Here is a 10,531-nt window from a genome sequence, read left to right as displayed (position 1 = left end):
TGCCGGTGTCGATCACGCTAGCCGGCTCGCTGTACTGGGTGTTCTCGAAGATCTTCTGATCTCGAAGCAGGTCTCGAGCCAGCCCACCCTCGCGGTGGGCTTTTCGTTTGGGCTTCACCGCAGGCTGACAATTGCCGACAACCCGCGTGGTACGGTCCACCCCTTCCCGCTGACCCTCTTCGATCATGATGCCGACCCTGATCCAGTCGCTGGCCGCCGCAATCTTCGTCATCGCGCTGATCCACACCTTTTCGACCAAGTTCTTCGAAGGTCTGGCCCATCGCTATCCGCGGCATGAAGGCATCTTCCATCTGCTCGGCGAAGTCGAAGTGGTGTTCGGCTTCTGGGCGATGGTGCTGGTGATCCTGCTGTTCGTACTTGAAGGCAGGACCGCGGCGCTGGCTTATGTCGATTCGCGCAACTTCACCGAGCCGCTGTTCGTGTTCGCGGTGATGATCGTTTCCGGCAGCCGGCCGATCCTCGATCTGGCCAGCCTGCTGGTCAAAGGTGTTTCGAAGCTGCTGCCGCTGCCGACGAGCACCGCGACTTATTTCACGATCATGGCGCTGGTGCCGCTGCTCGGTTCATTCGTCACCGAGCCGGCGGCGATGACCCTCGGTGCACTGATGCTGCGCGACCGATTCCTGAACGCCGATGGCCTGTCGAGCCAATTCAAGTACGCGACCGTCGGCGTGCTGTTCGTCAACATCTCGATCGGTGGTGTCTTGACGCCGTTCGCTGCGCCGCCGGTGTTGATGGTCGCTGCCAAGTGGAACTGGGACATCGCTTTCATGATGAGCAATTTCGGCTGGAAGGCCGCGATCGCGGTGGTCATCAATGCCATCGCGGTGACCGTGCTGTTCCGCAAGCAGTTGGCCGGGATCGTCAGTAGCAGCGCAGGCAAGAACGCCGCCGTGCCGCTACCGATCATGCTGGTCAACACGCTGATCCTGCTCGGCGTGGTCATGTTCGCGCATCACCCGGCGCTGTTCCTCGGCCTGCTGCTGTTCTTCATCGGCTTCGCCACGGCGTATGAACGCCATCAGGGCCGGCTGATCGTGCCGGAAGCGCTGCTGGTGGCGTTCTTTCTGGCCGGCCTGGTCGTGCTCGGCGGCATGCAGCAGTGGTGGCTGCAGCCTGTGCTGCTGTCGATGAGCCCGGACGCGGTCTACTTCGGCGCCACCGCGCTGACGGCCTTGACCGACAACGCCGCGCTGACCTATCTCGGCTCGCTGGTCGAAGGCCTGAGCGACGAGTTCAAGTACATGCTGGTCGCCGGCGCAGTAACTGGCGGCGGGCTGACGGTGATCGCCAACGCGCCGAACCCGGCCGGCTTCTCGATCCTGAAAGTCCGCTTCGAGGACGAAACGATCGGCGCGCTCGGCCTGCTGCTGGCGGCGCTGCCGCCGACCTTGGTGGCGATCGTTGCGATGCGGTTTCTCTAGTCACTTCACTCGAAAGTTCACCGTCGGCGTCTGCCAGCGGCCATCGGCGGCCTTGGCGCTCGCCGTGTGCTCGCCACGCGACAACGGCCATTGCCAGCGGCCACCCGGCGTTCTCGCGGCTTCGGCCTCATCGACGATCCAGATCACCGCGTTTGCCTCGGGCTTGTCCGGCACGCCGGCCAGCTCGAACTCGAGGGCCTGAAGCTCCGGCGGCACTCTGGGGTCGATCGCCATCGCTAAGCCTTCGAAGGGTTGCAGCAGGCGCGGCGGGCCGGCTTCGCTGGCGCTGATCGAGGCGACGACCGCATCCGGTGATTCCGGTGCGGTGCCCGGCGCAAACCATTCCAGGCGCTCGCCGCCGTCCGGGCCGCGCACCGTGTGCGCTTCCAGATTCGGGCTGCGCATCAGCGGCCGCGATTGCTGGTTGCGGTTCAGCAAGCCGAACATCGAGCGCACCAGCAGCGCCGGGCCGATCGAACCGGTGACGCCATCCATCGCCTGCCCAGCCAGTGCGCCCATCCAGGCGCCGACCACGTGGTGGCCGTCATAGGCCACGCACCAGGCGTCGCGGTAATCGCTCGAGGTGCCGGTCTTGACTGCGGTCTGCACCGGGAAGCGCAGCAGGCCGCCGTCGCCGAATTCGAGCAGGCGCGCACGCGGGTCGGACAGGATGTCGGTGATGATCGAGGCGCTGTCGCGGCTCAGCGCCGCTACCGAAACCTGCGATTCGAGGCCGTCCTCGAACAGGGTCAGCGGCCGTGCCCTGCCCTGGTTGGCGAGTGCTGCATAAGCGCCGACCAGTTCCGCCAAAGTCACTTCGCCATTGCCGAGCGCAATGCCATCGCCATAGACGTCCGGATGCTGGCTGAGGCCGCGCATGCCGAGCGTGCGCAGCAATGCCAGCAGCCGCTCGCCGCCAACGAACTGCAGCGCGCGCACCGCCGGTACGTTCAACGAGTTGCCGAGCGCTTCGCGGACGGTGACCGTGCCGTAGCTGATCCGCGAGTAATTGCGATAAGGATGCAGGCCATCGCCGACATGCGCCGCGAGGCCGTCATCGGCGATCGGCGTTGCCGCCGTCCAGCCCGATTCCAGCGCCAGCGCATAGACGAAGGGCTTGAGTGCCGAGCCTGGCTGACGCGGCGTCTGCACCGTGTCGATGCCGGTTTCGGAATCCTCGGCATCGCCAGAATCAACGTCGCCGACGTTCCAGGCGCGCACCTTGTTGCCATCGAGATCGACGACCAGCAGCCCGCCCTGGCGCACGCCGACCTTGGCCAGATCGCGCAGCCGCTGATCGAGCAATTGCTGGCCCTGGCGCTGCAGCCCGCGATCAAGGCTGGAACGCAGCGGGCCGTCGCCGGTCGGTGGCTGACGACGACGCAGCTCGGCGATGAAGTGCGCGGCTGGCACACTGTCGTCGTCTGCACTGAGCGCCGCTGGTGGAATGGCTAGTTGCGCGGCTTGTTCGGCGTTGATCAGGCCGTCATCGAGCATCCGCGCGGCGACTCTGCTCATCGGGCCCTTGAGGCGCGAAGCATCGCGCAGCGGATCTAGCCGGCTCGGCGCGCGAGGCATCACCGCCAGCGCCAGCATCTCGGCATTGCTGAGGGTTGCCGGCTCGCGGCCGAAGTAATGGCGCGCCGCCTGGCGGATGCCGCGGCGTTGCGCGCCATAGGGAATCTGATCGAGGTAGAACTCGAGGATGTCGCTCTTGCTGAAGCGCGCTTCCAGCCGCATCGCTTCGAAGCCTTCGACCCAGCGTGACCACACGGTGCGCGGCCGCGGGTGCAGCAGGCGCACCACCTGTTCGCTGATCGTGCTCGCACCGCGCACCGCATGGCCGGCAGCAATACCCTGACGGATCGCCGAAGCGCGTGCGCGCCAGTCGATACCGCCGTGCTGCCAGAAACGCCGATCCTCGGCAGCGACCATCGCCGTGCGCAGGAACGCGGGCACCTGCTCAAGCGGCAGGCGATCCGCGGTATTCCAGCGCTGCTGGTAGTGCGCGCTCAGCGGCTCGCCGCTGCGATCGAGCACCGGACGCACGTCAGCGACAGCAAGCTCCGGCTGCAGATGCTCGGGCAGCGCGCGCTGCGAGGCGGCCGTCGCCACGATCAGCAACAGCAGCGCGGCGGCGGACAGGCGTAGCAGCAGTCGGCGGCTGGGTCGAAGCAAATGAACGGCTCCTTTGACGAACGCTGATCCTAGCTGTGCTCGGCGAGTTAAGGTGGAGCCTGATCGCCGCAGAAGACGGCGCTGGCTTGTTCGGAGGAGACGATGAGCGAAGGCGACGAGACTTCCGCGAGCGGCCTGCTCGACCGTCGCCTGTTTCTGCGTCGCGGCCTGCGCTGGAGCGCCGCCATTGCAGCGGCGCCGTCGATCGCCATCGCTGCGGATATACCAAGCGATCCGACCCGCACGCCGGGCCAACCGTTCAGCAACTACGGCCAGCCGTCGCCGCAGGAGAAAGCGACGATCCGCTGGATCAGCGCCAATCGCGCCGTCGCCGGCAATGGCGTGTCGTGGACGCCGCTGCACGATCTCGAAGGCATCATCACGCCGAGCGGCCTGCACTTCGAGCGTCACCACAACGGCGTGCCGCAGATCGATGCCGAGGCGCATCGGCTCAGCGTGCATGGCCTGGTGCAGCGGCCTCTGAGCTTCACGATCGAGGCGCTGAAGCGTTATCCGCAGCGCTCGCGCATTGGTTTCGTCGAATGCGGCGGCAACAGCAATTCGAGCTGGAACCTGGAGCCGCTGCAAACCCGCGCCGGTTACCTGCATGGCCTTGCCTCGAACAGCGAATGGACTGGCGTGCCCTTGTCGATCGTCCTCGACGAAGCCGGCGTCGATCCGGCAGCGCGCTGGCTGGTGCTCGAAGCCAGCGATGCGATCGGCATGAACATGTCGTTGCCGCTGGCCAAGGCGCGCAAAGATTGCCTGCTGGCGCTGTACCAGAACGGCGAACGCCTGCGCCCCGAGCAGGGCTATCCGCTGCGGCTGATCGTGCCGGGCTGGGAAGGCGTGCTCAACGTCAAATGGCTGAGTCGCATCGAGCTGACGACCGAGCCGGTGATGAGCCGCAACGAGACCAGCCGCTACACCGAGCTGCAGCCCGATGGCCGGGCGCGGCAGTTCACCTTCGTGATGGACGTGAAGTCGCTGATCACCTCGCCGTCGCCCGGGCATCTGCTGAACGAAAAGGGCTTGTACGAGATTCGCGGCCTGGCCTGGAGCGGGCGCGGCAAGATCAAGCGGGTCGAAGTCTCCGCCGATGCCGGCAAGACCTGGAAGCCGGCGGCGCTGCAGGGCCCGGTGCTGCCGATGAGCTTCACCCGCTTCCGCATTCCCTGGCGCTGGGATGGCGCCGCCGCAACCTTGCAGAGCCGCGCCGTCGACGACACCGGCGCCGTACAACCGACACGCGCAGCCCTCGTCGCCAAGCGTGGCCGGGCCGGCTACTTCCACTACAACGCGATCGTGTCTTGGCAGGTCAGCGAAGACGGGGAGCTGAGCCATGTCTACGCCTGAGCGCCTGCTGCTGGCGAGCTGGCTGCTGATCGCGACTGCGGCACAAGCTGCCGGGCCTGGACTCGGCAAGCCGCTGAGCGCCGCCGACATCGCCGCCCTGCCCCGCAGCGTGTTCCCGGATGGCCGCGGCTTGGCCGCCGGGCGCGGCACGGTCAGCGACGGCAAGGTGATCTACGACGCTCAGTGCACGTCCTGCCACGGCATTGCCGGACGTGGCGGCAGCGGTGGCCATCTGATCAGCGACGGCAAGCTCACCGGCGCGGACCCCGATCCCGCCGTGAACACCTACTGGCCCTACGCCACCACCTTGTGGGACTTCACGCGCCGGGCGATGCCAATGACCGCGCCGGGTTCGCTGAGCGTCGACGAGACCTATGCCGTCACCGCCTACCTGCTGCATCTATCCGGGCTGATCGAGGCCGATGGTGTGCTTGATGAGCAGAGCCTGCCGAAGGTCCGGATGCCGAATCGCGATGGCTTCGACTGGATCGATGCCAAGCGCCACTGAGCTTCAGGGCGTCGGCGCGTTGTCGAACACCAGCGTCCGGTTGCCGCCGAAGCTGCCGTTGCTGGCGCAGACGTAGCGGAAGGCATCGCCGGAGAAGAGCAGCGATCCGGTGATCAGCGAACTGTTGCCGCTGGTGCAGCGGGAGGTGCCGATGCCGAAGCCATCTGAGCGGTAGAACCAGATGTCGATGTCGTCGTAGAACGCGTCGGCACCGCCGGCAAACAAGCCGTTCCACGCGGTTTCGGCATTGTTCGGGTAGGCCGCGCCCGCCAGCGTGCGCACCGGCAGCAAGGTATCGCCGCTGAACACCGGGAACTCGTACGGTGCACCGCTGGCGGCGTAGACCTGACTGCCGTCCGGCGATACCGCGACGTCGAGCCCGTTCGAACCCGGCGAGCGACTGCCGCGATCGGTGACCACGAAGCGGGCGCCATCGAAGGTCGACCACGACACCTGCGCGTGGCTGATTCGCGACGGGCTTATGCCGGTATCGATGACATAGACCTCTCGGCTGTCGCCGGTCACCGAGATCGCGCCGTTGCCGTAGAAATCGCTGGTCGGAAAGATCGTCGCGCGGGATTCACCGCTGAGCAGATTGATGGCGACACCATTGCCGAGAATCAGCGTCGGAATCGCCGACGTCCGGGTGTAGGCCAGACGCACGTCGTACAGACTACCGAGATACGCGTACGGGTAAACCGCGCTCGAAGCCCCGGTGCGGGCATCGAGCGCCAGCACGCGCGCGGTGCTGGCGTCGACGATGTACAGCACCTCGCCGTTGGAGCTGACCGCCATCGAGCCCGCTGCGGTGGTGCCGATCGGGAAGCGGCCCAGCAGTGCGCCAGTGTAGATGTTGCGTATTGCCACCTGATTGCCGCCCTCATGGCTATAGACCAGCGGCAGCACCGGATTGGTCGCAGTACGCAGACCTTCGGCGGCGTACGACAGTCGGCCCGGCTCGGTGCCCGAACGCCAGAACGACACCGCGATGGTCTCCACGGCAGGCTCGCCGACACCGATTGCCGGATCGCTGCCGGTCACCGTGACCGTTGCGCGGTGCACGGTATCGGCGGCAAGCACGCCTGGCGTCACGGTCAGACGCAGGGCGCCGCCGGTGACGCCATTTGCCGTCACGCCGAGCCAGCCGGCGCTAGAGCTTGCAGACCACGGCACACTGGCGCGACCGAGGCTGGTGGTGACGCCGATGTCGCGGCTCAGCAGTTCCCGCGAAGGAAATTGCGAGAACGCGACTCCGTCGCTCGTCACCTGCAGGCGCTCGACCTCGCGATTCAGGCGAACTGGCAAGGTGTAGCTGAGCACGGTGCCGCGGACATTGACGTCGAGCCGCGCGGAGCCGATGTAGACGCCGCCGGTCAATACCGCCGGATTCGCGAAAATCATCGTCGTCGCACCGCCGCCGCCAACCTGTCCGCCGAGCGTGCTGGCCGCGAGCCAGGCCGGTACGGTCGGATCGCTGGACAGCGTCACGGTCCACGGATAGGTGTTGGTGCCGGTGTTGATCTGGTAGCTGAACAGCTGTGGCGGCGTGCCGGCCAGACCGTCGTCACCGCCGAACTGCAGGCTTTCCGGCCCAGCGGTCAACGTCGGCGCAGTCACGCTCAGCGCCACCGGGATGATCACCGTGTTGCCGGCATCGGCGTTGTTGGTCAGGGTCACCGTGCCGTTGTAGTCGCCGATCGAAAGTACACTGGCATCCAGGGTCACCGACAGCGCCCGGCCGCCCGTGAACGGTCCTGCCGGCACCACAATCCACGGCGCACTCGCGGCTGCACGCCAGGTGAGTGTATCGGCCGACACCGAGACCAGCTGTTCGATCGTGGTTGTCGAATCGCCGACCACCAGCGTGCCGGTCAGCGGAAACTCGCTGGCCGACAGCCGTGCTCGAACCATCAAGGTCACGGTGATATCGCGATAGCCGAGCACGTTGCCGTTGGCATCGGCATAGCCCAGGCTCGGTCGTGCGGTGTAGGTCCCGGGCGCGAGACTGGTCGCGGCGACCGAGAAAACGGCGTCGTAGGTCGAGCCGGAGCCGCTGATACTGATTGCCAGCCAGTCGGCCGGAGTCTGCCCGTCGGGATAGGCCGCGCCGACAAACGCCGCGCGGCTGTCGTTGACGGTGATGCGCACCGTCTGCGCCGGGGTCGATGATGCGAACTGGTCTGCCTGAAAGCTCAGGCTGGTCCTGTTGACCGAGATGCTGCCGCCTCCCGATCCACCTCCGCCTCCCCCGCAGGCCGTCAGCAACACCGCCAGCAACGCGCACCACAAGACCCGGATCGACACGGCAGACACTCCCTTTCTGGATGAACAGGCCCCAGGGCCTTGGCGCCCGGACCTCTGTTGCGCATGCGCATCGCTGGGCGGATCAAGTGTCCAAGTTCGCGAATGGCCGCGCAAATCGCGTTCGTCAGGACGAAGTTCCTGTGACTTGGTACATTCAAGACTTGTCGCAGCGAACGCCTGAGGATCGGCCGATTTCATTTGCAGTAATTCCCACCGGCGGCCCGCATCGCGGCCTCCAGGGCAAATGGATTTTTGATCATCGTCAACGATCAACGGATGAAAAGTGAAGATCTGGCGCATTTCACAACATGCCGACAACACCGGCCGGATTCGGGGAACTTTTCCCATTCATCGCCAGCGCTGACCTTCTGATCATGGCGGGCGCCGCCGCTTTTCCGCGCGGCCGCCCACGACCAGAAATCCCCCGAGATGAAAGAGACCATGCCGACGACACCCCGCCGCCGCAAACCCATTGCGCTGGCCGCTGCCCTGATGGCCGCCGGCAGCCCGTGGAGCGCCCCTGCGGCTGCACAGGAAACGGCTGAATCCGCGACGGCCGAAGAAGCGGTGAAGCTGGCTCCGGTGCTGGTCGAAGGCACCTTCGTGGGGCCGATCGAGAACACCGCCGGCACCGCTCGCCAGCTGACCGCGGAGACCATCGAGGAACTGAAGCCGGTGACCCTGCACGAGGCGCTGCGCAGCGTGCCGGGCCTGCGGATGATCGATGACGATATCGCCGGCCGCCGCTCCGGCATCGGCCTGCGGGGTGCGCCGTCGCGGCGCTCGCGCAAGGTGCTGCTGCTTGAAGACGGCGTGCCGATCAATGCTTCGCCATACCTCGATTCATCGGCGCACTACACGCCGCCGCTGCAGCGGCTGCAGAACGTCGAAGTGCTGCAGGGCACCGGCCATGTCATCTATGGCCCGCTGAACAATCACGGCATCGTCAACTTCCGCTCGCTGTCACCGACCACGACGCCGCAGACCAAGATCGAATTCGGCCTGGGCAATGACGACAACTTCCAGCGCCACGCTTCGCATACGCGAACCATCGGCGATCTCGGCATCGCCGTCGCCTATACCGGCGCCAATGCCGATGGCGCCTTCGATGTCGATAAGTCGCAGTTCGATGACTTCTACGCCGAGCTCGAATACCAGCTGTCGAAATCGCAGTCGGTGGAGTTCAGCATCACCCGCATGCTCGAGGACTCGCACTACGACGAATCGAATCTCACGCCGGTCGAGTACGCGCTGGCGCCGCGGCGCAAGCTCGGCCGCTTCGGTCAGCAGTACAACACCATGGCGGTGGATTTCTCGAAGTACGACCTCAAGCATCAGTGGAATGGCGAGCACATCACCCTGTCCTCGCGCCTCTACAGCACCCGCACCGATCGCCGCCGGTTCACCGTCGATCCCGAAGCGGTATCGGTCGATGCGCTGCCGGCCTTCGTCTACGACGATCCCGAATATCAGTTCGAACCCGGCGTCAGCGGCGTGATGGTCAGCCGTTCGCGGCTGTACGAGAACTACGGCGCGGAGACGCGGGCCGTGGTCGATTTCCAGACCGGCAGCATCGGCCACGAGCTGTCTTTCGGCGTGCAGGCCATGCGTTCATTGTTCGATGACGGCCGCAGCTATGGCGCCGTTGGCGAAGTCATCTCCAAGGGCAATCCGGGCAGCAACTTCGGTGAAGTCGAACTGGCTGAAGCCCGCCTCGACAAGTACCAGTCGACAGCGATCGCCGGCTACATCCAGGACGCCGTGCAGGTCGGCGATCTGCAGATCACGCCGGGCGTGCGAGTGGAGCATTACACCCAGCATCGCGAGCGCCGTTTCACCGGAGCCGAATTCGAGTTCGATGGCGAACGCGACGATCGCCTACTGGCGCTGCCGAGCCTGGCGCTGCTCTACACCGGCGTCGAACGCACGCAGATCTTCGCCAATATCGCCCGTGGCTACACGCCAGCCTTCGCGCGATCGGCAGACGAGTTTCCGCTCAAGCCCGAGACCGGCATCAACAGCCAGATCGGCTTCCGCCACAAGCTGGCCAGCGGCCTGAACGTGGAAGGCGCTGCGTTCTACAACCTCATCTACGACACCGTGGTGCAGCTGCCATACACCGTCGACGACGCCAACATCGTCGTCAACTCGGCGGACTCGCGCAGCCTCGGTTTCGACTTCGGCCTGAACTACGAGACACCGGCGATCGGCGGCAGCAATGTGCGCGCCTATTCCTCAGTGGCCTACAGCTATGCCCGCTCGACGTTCACCGAAGGCGAACTCGACGGCAATCGCGTGCCCGAAACGCCGCTGCATGCCGGCAGCATCACCGTCGGCCTGCGCGGCGGCGAACGCTGGAACGTATCGCTGACCGTCAACCACTTCGGCAGCTACTTCTCGGATCTGCTGAACACCCGCGATTTCGTGCTGGCCAACGAAGACCGCGAACCGGTGCAGGCCGGCGACAGCGTGGAGATTCGCGAAGTGGTGGTGCTCGGCCGGGTGCCGTCGAACACGCTGCTGTCGGCGCGCATCGGCTACACCTTGCCCTGGTCCGGGCCGAAGACCGAGCTCTGGGTGACCGGCCGCAACCTGACCGACAAGCTGTATATCGTCGACATCGAGAACGGCATTCGTCCGGGTGCGGCGCGGACTGTGATAGGTGGCGTTACGGTGCGTTTCTGAGGCAACTTCAAGCTAGATACATCTAACCCGTCATGCCCGCCTGCGCGGGCATGAC

The 10,531-nt window shown here is 65.7% G+C and carries 7 protein-coding genes; 4 read left to right on the top strand and 3 right to left on the bottom strand.

Annotation, left to right across the window (positions count from 1 at the left end; all coding sequences use genetic code 11):
* Window positions 1–232: hypothetical protein (locus QZY06_RS01825; RefSeq protein WP_295679434.1), on the bottom strand; the 232-nt coding region annotated here is incomplete at its 3' end.
* Between QZY06_RS01825 and QZY06_RS01820 the strand changes: the two genes are divergently transcribed.
* Window positions 186–1,445 carry a putative Na+/H+ antiporter gene (locus QZY06_RS01820; protein ID WP_367275536.1) on the top strand — a complete coding sequence of 420 codons (1,260 nt, stop codon included), beginning with the start codon at window positions 186–188 and terminating at the stop codon, window positions 1,443–1,445. The genes QZY06_RS01825 and QZY06_RS01820 overlap by 47 nt on opposite strands.
* Here QZY06_RS01820 and QZY06_RS01815 read toward each other — a convergent pair whose 3' ends face one another.
* Window positions 1,446–3,623: a transglycosylase domain-containing protein gene (locus QZY06_RS01815; RefSeq protein WP_295679430.1), complete on the bottom strand. Its 2,178-nt coding sequence runs from the start codon at window positions 3,621–3,623 to the stop codon at window positions 1,446–1,448.
* Window positions 3,624–3,725: 102 nt separating this feature from the next.
* On the opposite strand from QZY06_RS01815, the gene soxC reads away from it, so the two are divergent.
* Window positions 3,726–4,979 (top strand): sulfite dehydrogenase, encoded by a 1,254-nt coding sequence (gene soxC / locus QZY06_RS01810; RefSeq protein ID WP_295679428.1) that lies wholly within the window; start codon window positions 3,726–3,728, stop codon window positions 4,977–4,979.
* Window positions 4,966–5,487, top strand: coding sequence for a c-type cytochrome (locus tag QZY06_RS01805; protein WP_295679425.1), 522 nt, complete (start codon window positions 4,966–4,968; stop codon window positions 5,485–5,487). The genes soxC and QZY06_RS01805 overlap by 14 nt, the downstream gene beginning before the upstream one ends.
* 3 nt (window positions 5,488–5,490) lie before the next feature.
* Here QZY06_RS01805 and QZY06_RS01800 read toward each other — a convergent pair whose 3' ends face one another.
* Window positions 5,491–7,791, bottom strand: a complete 2,301-nt coding sequence (locus tag QZY06_RS01800) for a hypothetical protein (RefSeq protein WP_295679424.1) — start codon at window positions 7,789–7,791, stop codon at window positions 5,491–5,493.
* Window positions 7,792–8,220: 429 nt separating this feature from the next.
* On the opposite strand from QZY06_RS01800, the gene QZY06_RS01795 reads away from it, so the two are divergent.
* Window positions 8,221–10,476 (top strand): TonB-dependent receptor plug domain-containing protein, encoded by a 2,256-nt coding sequence (locus tag QZY06_RS01795; protein WP_295679422.1) that lies wholly within the window; start codon window positions 8,221–8,223, stop codon window positions 10,474–10,476.
* Window positions 10,477–10,531: the final 55 nt, after the last annotated feature.

Origin of the sequence: uncultured Nevskia sp., from assembly GCF_903885465.1 — a bacterium.
In the GTDB taxonomy this organism is placed as follows: Bacteria; Pseudomonadota; Gammaproteobacteria; order Nevskiales; family Nevskiaceae; genus Nevskia.
This window is presented reverse-complemented; position numbering and strand designations above follow the sequence as displayed.

Coding starts and splice junctions, on each gene's coding strand:
- soxC (WP_295679428.1), top strand. CDS start 3,726: ATGAGCGAAGGCGACGAGACTTCCGCGAGCGGCCTGCTCGACCGTCGC.
- QZY06_RS01805 (WP_295679425.1), top strand. CDS start 4,966: ATGTCTACGCCTGAGCGCCTGCTGCTGGCGAGCTGGCTGCTGATCGCG.
- QZY06_RS01795 (WP_295679422.1), top strand. CDS start 8,221: ATGAAAGAGACCATGCCGACGACACCCCGCCGCCGCAAACCCATTGCG.
- QZY06_RS01820 (WP_367275536.1), top strand. CDS start 186: ATGATGCCGACCCTGATCCAGTCGCTGGCCGCCGCAATCTTCGTCATC.